This window comes from Larsenimonas rhizosphaerae, from assembly GCF_023700005.1.
Classification (GTDB): domain Bacteria; phylum Pseudomonadota; class Gammaproteobacteria; order Pseudomonadales; family Halomonadaceae; genus Larsenimonas; species Larsenimonas rhizosphaerae.
In genome coordinates this window covers 1,174,434-1,189,173 of the sequence record NZ_JAMLJK010000001.1, presented here as the reverse complement: position 1 = coordinate 1,189,173, position 14,740 = coordinate 1,174,434, and the positions used below count along the sequence as shown (strand labels likewise).

The window sequence follows — 14,740 nt, the reverse complement described above, 5'->3', positions numbered from 1 at the left end:
CATGGCCGTTCGCTTGCAGCACTCCCGATTACGGTGACGTACTACCAGCACCAACAGCAGGCGTCAGAACATCAGGCACGGCAGGCCCTGAAATCAAACCCTCTTCATGATCCAGGTGCATGCTGTCTCCCTTGAACCCACCTCCCAGCGCCTGAATCAGCTTCACGGCCGTCTGTTGCTGCTGTGCACGAATATCGGCCAGCGTCTGCTCGGCATTCAACAGCTGCTGCTGAGTGCTCAGCACCTGCAGATAGCTGGTAAGCCCGGCATGGTATCGCTCGGAAGCCAGGTGATAGCCCTGCCGCGCCGAGGATTCAGCGTCACGGGCTGCCTTGACCTGAATGGCATACCCCGAGAGGGCATTGAGGGTATCTGCCACCTGATTGAGTGCCGCCAACAGGGTCTGATTATACTTGCCGACCGCCATGTCATAGTCGGCTTCGGTACTTTCCAGATTGGCGCGCAACTTGCCGCCCTCGAACACCGGCAGGGAAATGGCCGGGCTGACACTCCCGGCCTCCGCACCCTCACTGAACATGTAATTACCCAGATAGGACTTGAAGCCAATCATCGCAGACAGGTTGATATTGGGATAAAAACGCGTCTTGGTCGCCTTGACGTTTTTGGAGGCCGCTTCAACACGCCAGCGGGCCGCCACGATATCCGGACGGCGCCCGAGAAGTTCAGCCGGCAGTGAGGAAGGCAGTGCTACCGGCAACTCGATCAGTGGTGAGGGTTTTGGCAAATCCATTGCAGCATCAGGCCCCTTGCCAATCAACTCGGCCAGCGACAGTCTGGCGCTTTGCAGCTGCTGTTCCGCTCCTGCCAGTGATTGCTCGGCACTTGAAACGCTGGAACTGGCCTGCAGGCGTGGGGCCTCGTTCTGTAATCCACCCTGGGAAAGCTCCTGATTGATTCGCGCAATTCGACGTGTTCGCTCCAGATTTCGACGGGCAAGATCCTGGCGCGTATAGGCATCATTGAGCTTGATATAAGCCTGCGCCACGCTGGTGGATAACGACAGTAATCGGGCACGGTAATCGATGTTCTCGGCACGAGCCTGCCCCAGTGCCGCCTCCCAGGCTGCTCGATTGCCTCCCCAGAGGTCCACGTCGTAACTGAAGTTCAGCATCACGCTGCGGTTTGTGCTGTAAAATCCGCCCTGCCCCATCGGGTCATCCACCTCGGAAACACGGCTTCGTGACATGCTGGCCGAGGCATCAAGTGTAGGATAACGTGCTGCTTCGGCAATTCCTGCCTGAGCATTGGCCTTGCGCAGACGAGCACGCGCCACCTCAAGGTCGGGGCTGTTATCCAGCGCCTGCTTGATCAGGGCATCCAGCGTCGGGTCGTCAAAGCGTTTCCACCACTGCCTGTCCGGCCAGGCCGCTGGCGACAAGGGTACGCTGGAAAAGGTTTTTTCAGCCTTGACCGTGTCGGGAGAGGTGATACTGCCCTGGGGCTCTATTCCGGCATATCCGGCACAACCGGAAAGTAATGCCATGGACAGGGCCATGATCGCCCAGGGGCCTGCGCAGGCAGAACCCTGCTTGTGGTAAAACGCATTGATCACCTTGTTCTCTCTCCAGATCACGGCTTGTTCGTAGGGAGCCATCATAGCGGATTCCCTGCATCACACGCCAATACAAAGCATGCTAGGTATTCACATGAAAGGCTTGAGCCATGTGTGGCTCTCGCTCTACATGGTGCCGTACCCTGGTGCAGGTGTTGTCAGAAAAACGAGCCAGGACACAAAAAAGCCCACCGACAGGTGGGCTTTCAGCAATACCGGCGCATATGCACCGCCATCACGGTTTTCGATTGGCAACTTCCTCGATCAATGCTTCCTTCTGGCTTTTGGGCTCTTCGATCAACTCTTTCTTGAGGTCACTGTACGTGCCTCTCAGGCTGTTGCAGGAAGAACAGAACACCTTGTCTTCAGGATTATGTATCTGTGACAGACGTACGCGATGGCTGCCACAGTCCGGACAGGGTGTTGGCATCCGCATTTCTTCTGAAAGATCGCTCATGGTGACCTCCTGGATCAGTGTATCGTATCTGCAATTATACGCAGTCTAACGCAAAACCGTGGCGGTCGACGACCGCCACGGTTTGCAGACATGCGCCATACAGGTTGAAACGATTATTTGAGGCGCTTGAGGGTCAGATCAGTATTGGAAGGGATCTTGGTGTAATCACGGCTCAGAATCTGCAGGTTGCCATTGCTCAGCGGCAACAGGTTATATACCGCAGTGCCGTCGCCACCGGTAAGCTGATACACGATCGGATACTGATTAGGGCCTACATCCTTCATGACCATGACCTGACCTTCGGTAACCATCGGGTCATTTTTCTTGGCATCGCCCTTGCCAAGATACTTGCTCTTCATGGTGAAGGTACCAGATACATCATTCTGGTTTTCAATCATCAGCCTAGTATCGATCCCTGAGCAGTCAGCACAAGGCAGTACGCCAGCGTAGTTCCCCTGAACCTGATCGTAGGGTGAATTCTCTTCCAGACCGCCACTTGCACAGCCTGCGAGCAGTGCAATACCCATTGCACCCGTAATACCTGCCAATTGCTTGCGTAACATACCCGAATCTCCTTTTCGTGGACTTGCACTATTACCATAGACCCCAATTGCCAAAGCCACAAAGCGGTATCGTACAAGACAGCCGGCAAGCGTCATGGCAGGATGGCATTTTCCATTTCCCAGAGATGATGTGATGCGTTATCTGATGCTGGCAGCCGCCATGCTGATACCAGCCACGGTGCAGGCTGCCCCTCTTCTATCCCCCCAGGCCGCGGATCAGCGTCTGAGCCGTTTCGTGGACAGCAACGATCCGGCAGTGCGTTATCGGCTGGACACCCTGACCGAAACACAGCTTGCGGTTACCGTCTGGTATGACGGCCACTACCGCTATTCCAATGAAGAAATTGCAGGCTACACGGATGGCCTTTGCTACTCATTACTGAGCCAGACCATCAAGTCCGGGCAGGTGCAGCCGAACAGCACACGGGAACTGACCTGTTCAGCACGCGCCACCGATACGCAACGCGAAAGTGCCGAAGGCCATTTTCTGGGACGCAGCACCAATGATCCCGAGACGGATCTGTTCCATTTCACCGCTGTGCCGTGAGCAGGTCACTGCTGCCGAACATACAGCTCCTCCGCGCAACATCTCCAGCATGGGTCACCAGTTCCGGAAAATGGCCATGCCCCGGGCTGTGCACCGGGGCAGTCCTTCATGACAAAGAGCCAACAGCTCGATGCGCCTGCTGGCACAGAAGCTGCGGCAATAAAGAGGCAGCGCGACCGGCCGCCCCGACCTAACGCATCAATTCAGCCACGATTCGGCGCGCCGTCTCCGGCGCCTGGTTGTCCTGCTCAACGTGCATGTTCGACATGACACCTTCCTTCAGCAAACACAGTGTATCGCACCAGGTACTGCGCTGGGCCTCGGCAATGCCCATGTCAGACAGGTAATAATCAAGCAAGGCCCGAACCCGCCGCTTGTGCTGCGCGCAGCGTTGATGCACCTGATGCGCTGGATTGCTGAACTCACCAGCCGTATTCACGAAAAAACAGCCTCGGTATACCGGCAATTGCTGTTCATTGCCCTGCTGCCAGTCCTCAAGCGCATCGAACAGGCCATTGGCCAGCGCCAGCGGCGTATCAGCCACTGCCAGCCGGGTAGCCAACCACTCGACAAACCGGTTATCCCAGTAGTCGACCACATCCACGATCAACTGCTCCTTGCTCTGAAAGTGGGTATACAGGGTTTTCTTGGCAATACCGGAGGCACTGAGAATCTGATTGATTCCGACAGCATGTATTCCGTAGGGATAAAACTGGTCAAAGGCGGTTTCTATCAACTGTTCTCGTTTACTGCGTGTCATGAACATCCCTCGCTTGGTGGCCAACGCGGGCAGCAGAAGAGAGAGAATGACGTGAAAGTCACGTCATTCCGGGTTGCCTATCAGCATAGTGCGTTTTAACCATTGCGTGACCTGTCACGGCTTCCCTCAACGGGCCAGTAAGCTGATATACCCCATTTCCTGATGGCTTCATTTTGCTTTGGCTTTCGCTACCTGAATTACAATCCCCATGCCTTTCAAACATTTAAAATACTAAAAAATGCTTAAAAGCTAAAAAATGATGCTTAAAGAGGCATGGATTCGATGCCCGCAAGGCGCACAGAAGACTATAATACTCATCCTTAAATTCAGAAATTATAATAAAAAAGTATTGAAAACTATGCTTAAAAGGATTCATACATGGTCAGGCCAGCCCTCTACTTCATGATTTCGGCAGGAATGCTGTTAATCCTTGCTCCCATCCTGCTGTACAGCATTCAACTCTGGAAGGAACGCCGTATCGAAAGGATCAAAGGCTACAGTGAAAGGTTCAATCACTCCGCCGCACTGCGGCTTGAAAGAAAGGCTCAGGAAGAGCACAAGGCCTATGCCGATCACGTCAGTGAATGGCGTAAAACCGGCACCTCCTGATTGGCAAGGGCCCAGGCGATGCGCCTCAATGGCCTGCTGCCTCAAGGGTCAGAGTAGTAGTGGATGGCGGTGAGCCGGCTTTTCTTACCTGAATCTGCTCCGGCTTGACACCATGGCGCGTCAGAAGCGCTTCAAGCATCTCGGCACGCTGATCAAGCAAAGCCTCACCGCCAGACTCATTTCCGGCAAGCCCCGGCCTGATGACGACCGACAATCGTGATCGCCTCGACAGCCCCTCGGCCCATCCCGCCAGCCGCCTGGCCTTTGCATCATTCAATGTGGCCTCATCATGGCCAAACCGGATGGAAAGTTTGGTGCCGTTACGGGATAACGACGCCTCCTGAGCATGCCCGATCGCTGCATAGATAGATGCCGGCCCCTCGCCTGTACGCGCTCTCCGGGAAGCGGTTGACGGTGAATCAGCCTGGTCACTGTCCCCTCCCAACGCGGCCAGTGCATCAAATGGAGACGTCAGTACCTGAGACAACCCTTTCCGGATGGCCTGCCATATAACGGCACTCACATCCACGGCGGCCTTGTCGGGTGTCAGGGTAAAGGGCACATTCAGTGACACAACACCATCGTCACCTTCCAGCAGCGCGATTGCTGTCTTGATCGGGAACGAAGGAGGCTTGCCGACCGGCTCGCCCAGCTCGAGCTTCCGCAACAGAATCGTGTTGTCCGAACGAATGGTCTTGCCGTTCAACTGGTAGTGCATGTCGGCACTGACCTGCCCCCGCTTGACCGCGTAGCCCCCAAAGGCCTTGATATAGGGCGCGAAGATTGATATCGGCATTCTGGCAATGTGCAGGTTCATGTTGCCGGACATCGGAGTATCGAAAAGAGCTACCTGCCCATCCAGGCGCAAAGGCGCCCGGCTATTGACCTGTCCCGTCATGGAAAAGGTCAGCGGCGCCTCCTCCTGGCTATCAACATCCGTGATCTGCCCCTCAAGATTGACCAGATCAGCACTGAAGGTTTCCTTGAGGTGGTGGTCCCGCAATGCCACGGTTCCCTGATTCCACCCTACCTTGCTGAGGGTAATATGCATGCCGGATGAAGATTCACCGGTAGATGACGCTCCTGAGGCAGTAGAGGGCCCGGAGGCATCCTGCTCTTCTGGAGATGACGAAGAAGGTGTCAGCTCGCTCAGCGTCGTGGTGCCATCCTCGGCGATAGTCATCATCAACCAGGGGTCATCGACAACAATGCTGCCGATGGCGAGCTGCCCAGCCTTTTGCTGATAACGTAACCTGTCCATCTTCATGCTGCCGACGCGAATCAGTGGCGTCTCCTGTGACGGTGGTGTCAGTGCCAGATCACTCACATCAGCACGACCACTGAGCACGATGCCTCCTGCATTACTGTCGCCGGTCCGCGCCCCATCCTCGAAGTGCACGGTAGATGAAAAGACCCCTGACGAGGGAAGCACGCCCATGACCGCACCGGCCCATCCACGTAATACGGTGACGGGCACGCTATCGGCTTCAAGCCACAGTGAGGTTTGCCAGGGCAAAAATCCCATTTTGCCGTGCCCCTTGAAGACGCCACTCTTCCAGTCAGCCTTACCACGCAGGGAGAAGGGGTGACGCGTCGTGGTATCAAGTCCATGTGCATCAAGCTGCATATGGGTCAACGCGGTTCGGCTACTCCCTTTGGCGGTCGGCGTCGTCCAGCCCAGTGTGCCCTGCTCAACCCTGAAGTCCTGCACTTCCAGCCCCTTGCCTCCCCCGCTGGAGCTATCGGAGAACAGACGAGCCACATTGAGGCCATCGGAAGTACTGATCAGCTCAAGGCCAGGCGATATCAAGGTCACCTGCTGAAGGATCCAGCGATTTTTCCAAAGCGACGACCAGGCCCCATTGATGGTGATTCGCCTGGCAGCCATGACCGGCAAGGCATCAGCCGTAGCCCCGGCCATGGAAAACCCTTTCAGGGTCAGCGTGGCCGTCAGCGGATTGATGTCCAGAGAGGCCAGACTGACCTTGCGACCGGTACGCTGCTCAAGCGTTTCCACCAGACGATCTGCTGCCAGCCTCGTCCCCCCGATATAGCCCAGAGTACCAAGGCCCACCACACCTGCCAGCACGAGCCCGCCAATCCACCAGCGGCGGGCAGATGAGTGATGGGGAGATTCAGACGCATCGTGCATGCAATAATCCTGCGGCAGTCAATAAGGGGAATGAGGCAATGGCTACATACAGTATAAACACCGAATCTGCCTCAGGTGCTTAACCCGACGCCGCGTAAAATAACCTGTGTGACCGTATGCACTGCCAGCTCGAACTGATGGTCCGACAAGGGCGTATCGTTATTAATCAGCTCGATCTGATAATCGAAGTCGGCATAATGCTGGGTGGCCGACCACACCATGAACAACAGATGCGCAGGCGCTACCGGACTGATGCGCCCCTCCGCTACCCAGCTGGCTATCCGGGCTTCCTTCATGCGGGCCCAGCCGACCAGATGCTCTTCGAGCGCGTCTCCGAGTACCGGCGCACGATGCATGATCTCGCTGGCCCACACGCGAGAGCCTGCCGGCCGGGTACGTGAGCGATTCATCTTGGCACGAATATAGGTCGTCAGCACGACTCGTGGATCATCGTACAACTCGAAACACAGGGCATCCTGCTTCCACAGTTCAAGAAGACCGAACAGTACCTCACGGTAAAGCTGCTGCTTGGTGGAAAAGTAATAGTGTACGTTGGACCTGGGCAACGCTGCCGCCTGAGCAATGTCGCTCATGCGGGCCCCGGCATAGCCACGGTCGGCAAATACCTGCTCTGCGGCCAGAAGTATCTGCTCTATATTGCGTTCACGAATACTGCTCTTTTTCTGCACTTGCACGCCGGCTCTCTCCACAGGTCATCACGCCGGCTCTCTCCACAGGTCATCATGGCCCCGGCACCTATCCTGCCATCAAGTTACCAGCCTGTCTGTGCATGCACCGACACCAGTGAGTCTCGCGGCTCACGGCCGGCACCATGCAACTCATCCCAGGCATGATAGACACTCAAGTGCACCTGCCCTCCAAGCGCACTCAAAAGCTGCGTATCACGTAGCCGGTCCATGACCGGGCCCTTTACCTCGGCCAGATGAAAGGCAATACCGGCGTCCTTGAGGCGTGCGTTGATTTCCTCCAGGCTGTCCAGCGCCGAGGCATCAATCAGATTGATGGCCTGACAGGCCAGTACCAGATGCCGAAGCCCCGGAAAACGAACACACAATGTATCGATCGTTTCTTCCAGAAACCGGGCATTGGCAAAATAGAGGCTTTCATCGATGCGCAGGATCAACACCTCCTGATCCGTTTCGACCTCATCAAAGCGGTCGATGTTTCGAAAGTGTTCCGTGCCAGGAACACGCCCCAGGATGGCGCAGTGCGGACGGCTGGTGCGATACAGATACAACATCAATGACAGGGCTGCACCGGTTATCAGACCTGTCTCTACCCCCTGCCACAGGGTCATGAAAAAGGTAGCCAGCATCGCTGCCGCATCCCCGCGGGAATATCGCCATGCCCGCACCAGGGTAGCCCAGTCCAGCAGTGACATGACCGAGACAATAATGACCGCCGCCAGTACGGTCGTCGGCAAATGTGCTATCACCGGTGTCAGTGTCACGGACGCCAGCGCCACGCCTCCGGCGGCAAACAAGCCGGCAGCCGGTGTCGCCGCCCCGGCATCATGATTGACGGCCGAGCGCGACAGACTGCCCGCCACCGGAAAGCTTCCGCACACCGCTGCCCCCATATTGGCCATACCCAGCCCGACCAGCTCCTGGTTTGGATCAAGCCGCTCACGTCGTCTGGTGGCTAGTGCCTGAGCCACTGACATCGATTCGACAAATCCCACCACACTGATCAGCAGGGCAGACACGCCCAACTGCTGCCAGCGCCCGGACGACATGTCCGGCCAGACCAGCGATGGCAGGCCGGATGTCACACTGCCCACGACCTGAACCCCATCAGACGCCAGCCCGCCTCCCCAGGTAATGGCGGTCACAACGGCAATCGTCATGATGGGCACCATCCGCACTACAAAACGGGCCAGCCCCGGTGAGCATCCAAGACGTGACAGGCCATGGGCCAGATAGTGCTTGCCCAGCCACATGACCAGTGCCGCACTGATACCCAGCACAAGCGTCGGCAGGTTGACCGTATCGGGATGACTGATCAGCGCCATGAGGCGCCGGGCAAGCGACCCGTCGGCGTCCGGCAATCCCAGCAACGAAGGCAACTGGCTGGAAGCGATGATCAAGGCAGATGCGGAAATGAAGCCGGCAATGACCGGATGGCTCAAGAAGTTGGCCAGAAACCCAAGCCGGCACAGCCCCATGACCGTCAGGATAATACCGGACAGCGCCGCCAGGCTGATCACCACGGGCAGGTACGCATTACTGCCCGGCCCGGCTACCTGTGCGGCCGCCGTTGCCGTCATGAGAGATACCACCGCCATCGGGCCAACGGAAAGCGTTGTACTGGACCCGAACAGGGTATACACCACCAATGGCAGCAGCGAGGCATACAACCCGATGACGGCAGGCACGCCAGCCAGCAGTGCGTAGGCCAGCGCCTGAGGAATCAGCATCAGCGTCACGATCAACGCCGCCAGTGTATCGTGCCCCAGGGTATGGACACGGTAGCGAGGCAGCCAGCTGGCAATGGGAAACAGCTGGCGCCCCCATTGGCGGATCGCCTGTCCATCAATTCTCATTTCATGCTCCCACATCGCGCTTAAGCATCAAGGATATAAGAATAGCACTTAAAACCATATGCCTGAGCCCAGCGTGACGCCATTGGCGAGTATGGATGGCCTCGTACTATGGTCGACCCGGGTAGTCAGGATGCAAAAATAACTGTATAAAAAAACAGTATCCGTTTCGTTAACCCACCATGGTTTCCTGTCATGCAACGTCGCGCCGCCCTCACTCCTGTCCCGCCTTCCCTGACCTGTCCGAAAGTGACCTTTCACGTCCGTGCCGGTATCTCCGGCTTTCCCAGCCCCGCTCAGGATTACGTCACCGAACGGCTGGACCTGAACGACTATCTGGTGCAGCACCCCTCATCGACCTTTCTGGTCACGGTAGAAGGCGATTCCATGACCGATGCCCGGGTTCAACCAGGCGATCTGCTGATCATTGACCGCGCCCTGTCCCCTCGACACGGACAAATGGTCGTGGCCGTGGTGGATGGCGAAATGATGGTCAAGACCCTGAAGCATCAGGGGAAGCGCCCTGGGCTTTACAGCGCGAACCCGGCTTATGCCCCCATTCCACTGGCCGACCGTGATATCCAGATCTGGGGCGTGGTCACCTTTGTGATTCACCGGGCCGGCTGACCATGGCCGGCCCTTTCGCTTTAGTGGATTGCAACAACTTCTACGCCAGCTGCGAGCGCGTCTTTGATCCAGCCCTGTACGGCCGCCCCATCGGCGTATTGTCAAACAACGATGGCTGCATCATTGCTCGCTCCGAAGAGCTCAAGCAGCTGGGGGTGCCGATGGGCATGCCTGCCCACCTGATAGACACGGCCATCGCACGACGGGTAGTGCTGCGGTCATCCAACTATGAGCTTTATGGTGACATGAGCGCACGGGTCATGGACGTGCTGTATCAGAGCCGGGCACGGGTCATCCCCTACTCGATTGATGAGGCATGGCTTGACTTGAGTGGTCTGCCGACCGACGACCTGATACCGGATGCTCACCGCCTTCGCCACCGGATTCACCGTTATACCGGCATTCCGGTTTCCATCGGTGTCGCACCCACGTTTACGCTCGCCAAACTGGCCAGTCGGCTGGCCAAGCACCGGGGTGATCACGTGCATCAACTGGGAGACATGACGGACCCCAGCACTCGTCAGGTCCTGGCCACGACCCCCATTGAGAACATCTGGGGCATTGGTGCCCGCCTGGCGGCCAGGCTAACGCTGATGGGTATTCACAGTGCGCTGGATCTGGCCTGCAGCCCGCCTCAGCACATTCGCCGACATTTCAGCGTAGTGCTTGAGCGCACCGCCAGAGAACTGGGTGGACGTGCCTGCCTCGACACCACCACCGGACCCGAAGGGGAAAAGCACCACTTGATGACGTCCCGCAGCCTCGGGCAGGCAACCGGGCATTACCCTTCGCTGGAACAGGCCCTGCGCCAGCACACCAACAGGGGTGCCGAAAAACTGCGAGAGCAGAAAAGCCTGGCACGTGCCGTCATGGTAACGCTATCGACCGCGCGTCATGCGCGGCAGACGGCCCCCACTCATCAGGGCCGACTGATCATGGAACTCGGCTACCCCACCGACAGTACGCGACTACTGGTAAAGGCAGCCCTTGACGGGCTGGCGCGACTGTATCGCCGTGGGCACCGATATCAGAAATGCGGTGTCATGCTGATGGATCTGCAGCCATGTCAGAACAGGCAGCTGCACTTTCCGGATGACACTACCCGGGAGGCAGAGCGGGATGAGGCGTTGATGACCACACTGGACAAGGCCAATCAACGCTTCGGACAACACACCATCACCGTTGGCTACGTGCGCCAGAACGATGCCTGGCAGCTACGATGCCGGTATCGCTCGAAGCGCTGCACGACACGCTGGGAAGAGCTGGCGACCGTCCGTCTGGTCTGAGCGGCAAGAGAAAGGCTTAACGCGACGACTCATCCTTGTCGTCGTCGCCACGCTGACGCCACACATCCCAGCCGATACCCACGGCAATCCCCACGCCGACACCTATCAGCATGTTATTGGTTGCAAGCCAGGCAATGCCACCAACAGGAATGCCCAGCAGGGCCCCGGGGAAGTTCTTGATCATCTCGAATATCCGTTTACAAGGAAAAGGTCGACCGACAGGCCAGCGACATGATGGCCTGTCACACGTGCCGGGTCAAAGCAGGTCAGCACGGCGGGCATCACTCGATGTCGTTGACCCAGCGGCGCAGCATTCGACGATGCCGGCGCTTGCTGGACTGCGGTGTATAGTTGGTCGCCGGGATCAGGCGTATCAACCCGCTGTCATCATCCACCGAAATGTTGAAACGCCGCGAGGCCCCGATGGGCTTTGGATCCGGGCCAAAAAAACCGATAACGCGAATTTCGATGGCTTCCAGCGTTTCCTCCTCGAGAGAAGGCAGCCCGTTATCGTTGGTCGCCAGGTCATGTTGCAGGCAAATGCACTCGATAAAGGAGCGAAAGCTGCCCCCCTCCATGTATTCGGCAGTATCGAGCGGCCCCTGACGCGTCCACCGCCCGGACTGCCGCTCGGCCTGGGACAGTTCACGAAGGCGCTCGTCCTCGTTTCCGGCCTCATTGACCTCATCGGTAATATCCCGGCAATAGCTGTTTTTATTGGTGATCAGACAGGCTATCACCGTCTCCACAAAGACCGAGGACTGGCTCATGTTGCTGACCAGACAGCGCGAATCAAGATCTCGACCATGGCCGCGGTTGATGATGATCTGAGGCCGTCGCTGCATCCGGAAGTTATGCAATAAAAGCTGCAGGTACACCCCCCAGATAATCAGCATTCCCACGCTGGTGAGCGCGCTGAACACCGTTGCATTGGCCTGAATCCAGTCCCACAGGGAATACCAGAGATACATTGCATACTTCCTTTCATGCGTTAAAGCCTCGCGTCCTGCGAGGCCCAAACACGCAAGTCTAACAAAGGATGATCTGTTTCACCCTCTCTACGGCGCCCGCAGGATGACGTATCCTGACGCCACGAATCACCTTGCCACGACAGCGCGAACCCTATGAAAAATCGTAAACGTCTGGCCGGCGCCTGCCTGGTTATTGCCGCCTGCCTGTATATTGTGAGCATTAAATGGGCCGGCCTCTCTCCGGCCATGGCGTACCTGAATGCCTTCGCCGAAGCCGCCATGATCGGTGGTATTGCCGACTGGTTTGCCGTGACAGCCCTCTTCCGTCACCCGTTGGGCATTCCCATTCCTCACACGTCGATCATTGCCCGCAACAAGAGTCGCATTGGGCACAGCCTGTCGCGTTTCATCCGCAACAACTTTCTTTCCGGCGCCTATGTACATGCCAGCGTCGAGCGCGCGGACCTGGCCGGCAAATGGCTGCAATGGCTGCAGGCGCCGGCACATCGGGAGAAACTGGCTGATGGCCTGTGCCGCGCCATACGCTATGCCCTGCGCGCCGGACAGGATGACAGCGCTCGGCGCTTCATCGAGGCCACCCTGCTGCGCTACGCATCCCGGCTGGCCCCGGCCACGCTGATCGGCCGCGTGCTCGCAGCCCTCAAGGAGGATGGACAACACCAGGCCCTGCTCGATGACACCCTGACACGGCTGGCGCACTGGCTTGAAAGCCCCGTCCATCAACGCTGGCTCAAGCGCCAGCTGACTCAGGTCATCTTCCGCCTGATCAATCCCCGGTTTTTCGGCCGCGAGATCAGCCTCAACCGATTTGCCGGGTGGATTGCCAACGAACGGCTGATCGAACGTTTTTCACGCCTGCTGACCGAGGTAAGCCAGGACCCGGACCACCCGGTACGCCGACAACTCGATCAGACGCTGGACCACTTCATCGAGCGCACCCGCAACGACCCGGTCATGATCGCAAGGCTCGACCGCATTCGTGATGAACTCTTGAGCAATGCCCCCATGCAGCGTTATATCCAGCGCCTGTGGGCCAATGTACTGCTGCGCTGGGAAGCCGACCTTGACTCCTCCACATCACACACCAAAGCCAGCCTGCTTGATTTCATCGATCACTACGTTCAGGTGCTTGACCAGAACCCGGCAGCACGAGACTGGATCAATACCCAGGCCATTACCCTCATACCGCCTCTGGTGGCCAGCAATTCAGCACGCATCGATGCCTATATTCGCCACTACATCGATCAATTGAGCGCCAGAGATGTGGTAGAACAGATCGAGCACAACGTGGGCAATGACCTGCAGTACATTCGCATCAATGGCACACTGGTCGGCGGGCTGGTCGGGGTAGCCATTCATGCCCTGACCCAGTTGGCATTGCTTTTTTAGACATGACGCACATTAATGAAATATTTTTACAAACAATAATAAATGATGAACAATAGTAATTATCATCAACATCATGTGTAAGCCTCATGCACCGTGCTCGGTACTGTCTTCTGATGGCCTGTCTTCTGACAGGCCTTTTATTGTCATCGCTGGCCGCTCAGGCGGCGTCAGGGTATCCCCGCCATCTGACCGATCTGGCCGGCCGGCACGTCACGATTGATGCAAGGCCCCAACGCATCTTCCTGCTTCAACCCCGCCAGTTCTACGCACTGATGCTTGTCTCCGACCAGCCGACTCGGCATCTCGCAGGGTTTGGCGCGCCCCTGGCCCATTACGACCCAGGCATGGCCCGATGGCTGACCGCGACCTGGCCGATGCTTCACCACATCCCCCATCTTGCCCGCAGCTCCTCGGCCCCGCTGAATGTCGAGCGCCTGCTGGCACTGCGCCCGGATCTGGTCATTCTCCCCTTGTCGCAGCAGGCCGATCTGGCTACTACCCAGGCCCTGAGCACCCTCAAACGACTTGGGATACCGGTGCTGTATCTTGATTTTCATACCCATCCGCTGAAGAACACCCCACGCTCGCTGAAGCTGCTCGGCCAGGCACTGAACCGTACCGAGGCGGCCTCGCGAGCCATGGCCCTGATTGATCAGCACCAGAAACGCCTTGATGAAGCGCTCGCGACTGCGCGCACCCGGCCTTCCGTACTGCTGGCGATTGCGCCCGGACTCAAGGTGGCCTGCTGCCGAACCAATGTCGGCACCGGGCTGGATCTTCTTCTGACCCGGGCAGGAGGACACAATGCCGTGTCCATGGCGCGTGAGGGCAGCCCGGTCATCAACAATGAATGGGTACTGTCCCATCCGCCAGATCACATTGTCGCCACTGCCGGACAATGGCCGGACGGCAGCACGGTACGTGCCGGCATCGGCGTCGACAGGGCCACCCTGCTCAAGGGACTCGGCCAGCTGGAAGAGTTGCCCGGCTGGAAAACGCTGAGCGCCGTTCACCGGGGCCACCTTCACGCCCTGTGGCACGGCTTCCACCAGGGTCCATTTGCCATGGTGGCCCTTGAGCAACTGGCTGTCTGGCTGCACCCGGAGGTCACCCGCGGTATTGATCCACGGGATACCTTCAGGCAATTGCTGGCCCTGGCAGGGCTTGACCTGCCCGAGCCTGCCACGTTTCAGGGTACGTCTGTGCCCACTCCCTGAACGCGCGT

15 protein-coding genes are annotated in these 14,740 nt (G+C 57.8%); 6 read left to right on the top strand and 9 right to left on the bottom strand.

What is annotated here, in order from left to right; translation table 11 throughout:
• Positions 1–28: 28 nt before the first annotated feature.
• The 3 genes from NAT21_RS05345 to NAT21_RS05335 form a co-directional block, all read right to left on the bottom strand.
• Positions 29–1,618 carry an efflux transporter outer membrane subunit gene (locus NAT21_RS05345; protein ID WP_250936331.1) on the bottom strand — a complete coding sequence of 530 codons (1,590 nt, stop codon included), beginning with the start codon at positions 1,616–1,618 and terminating at the stop codon, positions 29–31.
• Positions 1,619–1,808: 190 nt separating this feature from the next.
• On the bottom strand, positions 1,809–2,030 hold the full coding sequence (locus tag NAT21_RS05340; RefSeq protein WP_250936330.1) for a hypothetical protein: 222 nt from the start codon (positions 2,028–2,030) through the stop codon (positions 1,809–1,811).
• Between the two features lie 113 nt (positions 2,031–2,143).
• Complete coding sequence (locus tag NAT21_RS05335; RefSeq protein ID WP_250936329.1) at positions 2,144–2,593, bottom strand: copper resistance protein NlpE N-terminal domain-containing protein; 450 nt, start codon at positions 2,591–2,593, stop codon at positions 2,144–2,146.
• Positions 2,594–2,687: 94 nt separating this feature from the next.
• Here NAT21_RS05335 and NAT21_RS05330 point away from each other — a divergent pair, with 94 nt between their 5' ends.
• Positions 2,688–3,140 (top strand): hypothetical protein, encoded by a 453-nt coding sequence (locus tag NAT21_RS05330; protein WP_250936328.1) that lies wholly within the window; start codon positions 2,688–2,690, stop codon positions 3,138–3,140.
• Positions 3,141–3,330: 190 nt separating this feature from the next.
• Here NAT21_RS05330 and NAT21_RS05325 read toward each other — a convergent pair whose 3' ends face one another.
• On the bottom strand, positions 3,331–3,900 hold the full coding sequence (locus NAT21_RS05325; protein ID WP_250936327.1) for a TetR/AcrR family transcriptional regulator: 570 nt from the start codon (positions 3,898–3,900) through the stop codon (positions 3,331–3,333).
• A gap of 378 nt (positions 3,901–4,278) precedes the next feature.
• Here NAT21_RS05325 and NAT21_RS05320 point away from each other — a divergent pair, with 378 nt between their 5' ends.
• Complete coding sequence (locus tag NAT21_RS05320) at positions 4,279–4,509, top strand: hypothetical protein (protein WP_250936326.1); 231 nt, start codon at positions 4,279–4,281, stop codon at positions 4,507–4,509.
• A 25-nt stretch (positions 4,510–4,534) separates the two neighbouring features.
• Here NAT21_RS05320 and NAT21_RS05315 read toward each other — a convergent pair whose 3' ends face one another.
• From NAT21_RS05315 to NAT21_RS05305, 3 genes are all read right to left on the bottom strand, one after another.
• Positions 4,535–6,661 (bottom strand): DUF748 domain-containing protein, encoded by a 2,127-nt coding sequence (locus NAT21_RS05315; RefSeq protein ID WP_250936324.1) that lies wholly within the window; start codon positions 6,659–6,661, stop codon positions 4,535–4,537.
• A gap of 71 nt (positions 6,662–6,732) precedes the next feature.
• A complete protein-coding gene (locus tag NAT21_RS05310) occupies positions 6,733–7,356 on the bottom strand; it encodes a TetR/AcrR family transcriptional regulator (protein WP_250936322.1) in 624 nt (207 codons plus the stop codon).
• Positions 7,357–7,433: 77 nt separating this feature from the next.
• Complete coding sequence (locus NAT21_RS05305; protein ID WP_250936320.1) at positions 7,434–9,224, bottom strand: SulP family inorganic anion transporter; 1,791 nt, start codon at positions 9,222–9,224, stop codon at positions 7,434–7,436.
• A gap of 192 nt (positions 9,225–9,416) precedes the next feature.
• Here NAT21_RS05305 and NAT21_RS05300 point away from each other — a divergent pair, with 192 nt between their 5' ends.
• A complete protein-coding gene (locus NAT21_RS05300) occupies positions 9,417–9,848 on the top strand; it encodes a LexA family protein (protein ID WP_250936317.1) in 432 nt (143 codons plus the stop codon).
• Between the two features lie 2 nt (positions 9,849–9,850).
• Complete coding sequence (locus tag NAT21_RS05295; protein ID WP_250936315.1) at positions 9,851–11,134, top strand: Y-family DNA polymerase; 1,284 nt, start codon at positions 9,851–9,853, stop codon at positions 11,132–11,134.
• Positions 11,135–11,150: 16 nt separating this feature from the next.
• On the opposite strand, the gene NAT21_RS05290 is transcribed toward NAT21_RS05295, so the two are convergent.
• Together NAT21_RS05290 and NAT21_RS05285 are read right to left on the bottom strand one after the other, a co-directional pair.
• Positions 11,151–11,318, bottom strand: coding sequence for a hypothetical protein (locus NAT21_RS05290; RefSeq protein WP_250936313.1), 168 nt, complete (start codon positions 11,316–11,318; stop codon positions 11,151–11,153).
• Positions 11,319–11,415: 97 nt separating this feature from the next.
• On the bottom strand, positions 11,416–12,105 hold the full coding sequence (locus tag NAT21_RS05285) for a hypothetical protein (protein ID WP_250936311.1): 690 nt from the start codon (positions 12,103–12,105) through the stop codon (positions 11,416–11,418).
• A gap of 153 nt (positions 12,106–12,258) precedes the next feature.
• Here NAT21_RS05285 and NAT21_RS05280 point away from each other — a divergent pair, with 153 nt between their 5' ends.
• Together NAT21_RS05280 and NAT21_RS05275 are read left to right on the top strand one after the other, a co-directional pair.
• Positions 12,259–13,515: a DUF445 domain-containing protein gene (locus NAT21_RS05280; protein WP_250936309.1), complete on the top strand. Its 1,257-nt coding sequence runs from the start codon at positions 12,259–12,261 to the stop codon at positions 13,513–13,515.
• Positions 13,516–13,601: 86 nt separating this feature from the next.
• Positions 13,602–14,732: an ABC transporter substrate-binding protein gene (locus NAT21_RS05275; protein ID WP_250936307.1), complete on the top strand. Its 1,131-nt coding sequence runs from the start codon at positions 13,602–13,604 to the stop codon at positions 14,730–14,732.
• Positions 14,733–14,740 lie beyond the last annotated feature (8 nt).

Bases quoted from the DNA above. Each gene is read 5' to 3' on its own strand.
- NAT21_RS05300 (WP_250936317.1), top strand. From the start codon at position 9,417: ATGCAACGTCGCGCCGCCCTCACTCCTGTCCCGCCTTCCCTGACCTGT.
- NAT21_RS05340 (WP_250936330.1), bottom strand. From the start codon at position 2,030: ATGAGCGATCTTTCAGAAGAAATGCGGATGCCAACACCCTGTCCGGAC.
- NAT21_RS05295 (WP_250936315.1), top strand. From the start codon at position 9,851: ATGGCCGGCCCTTTCGCTTTAGTGGATTGCAACAACTTCTACGCCAGC.
- NAT21_RS05320 (WP_250936326.1), top strand. From the start codon at position 4,279: ATGGTCAGGCCAGCCCTCTACTTCATGATTTCGGCAGGAATGCTGTTA.
- NAT21_RS05325 (WP_250936327.1), bottom strand. From the start codon at position 3,900: ATGACACGCAGTAAACGAGAACAGTTGATAGAAACCGCCTTTGACCAG.
- NAT21_RS05290 (WP_250936313.1), bottom strand. From the start codon at position 11,318: ATGATCAAGAACTTCCCCGGGGCCCTGCTGGGCATTCCTGTTGGTGGC.
- NAT21_RS05315 (WP_250936324.1), bottom strand. From the start codon at position 6,661: ATGCACGATGCGTCTGAATCTCCCCATCACTCATCTGCCCGCCGCTGG.
- NAT21_RS05330 (WP_250936328.1), top strand. From the start codon at position 2,688: ATGGCAGGATGGCATTTTCCATTTCCCAGAGATGATGTGATGCGTTAT.
- NAT21_RS05345 (WP_250936331.1), bottom strand. From the start codon at position 1,618: ATGATGGCTCCCTACGAACAAGCCGTGATCTGGAGAGAGAACAAGGTG.
- NAT21_RS05305 (WP_250936320.1), bottom strand. From the start codon at position 9,224: ATGAGAATTGATGGACAGGCGATCCGCCAATGGGGGCGCCAGCTGTTT.
- NAT21_RS05280 (WP_250936309.1), top strand. From the start codon at position 12,259: ATGAAAAATCGTAAACGTCTGGCCGGCGCCTGCCTGGTTATTGCCGCC.
- NAT21_RS05285 (WP_250936311.1), bottom strand. From the start codon at position 12,105: ATGTATCTCTGGTATTCCCTGTGGGACTGGATTCAGGCCAATGCAACG.
- NAT21_RS05275 (WP_250936307.1), top strand. From the start codon at position 13,602: ATGCACCGTGCTCGGTACTGTCTTCTGATGGCCTGTCTTCTGACAGGC.
- NAT21_RS05335 (WP_250936329.1), bottom strand. From the start codon at position 2,593: ATGTTACGCAAGCAATTGGCAGGTATTACGGGTGCAATGGGTATTGCA.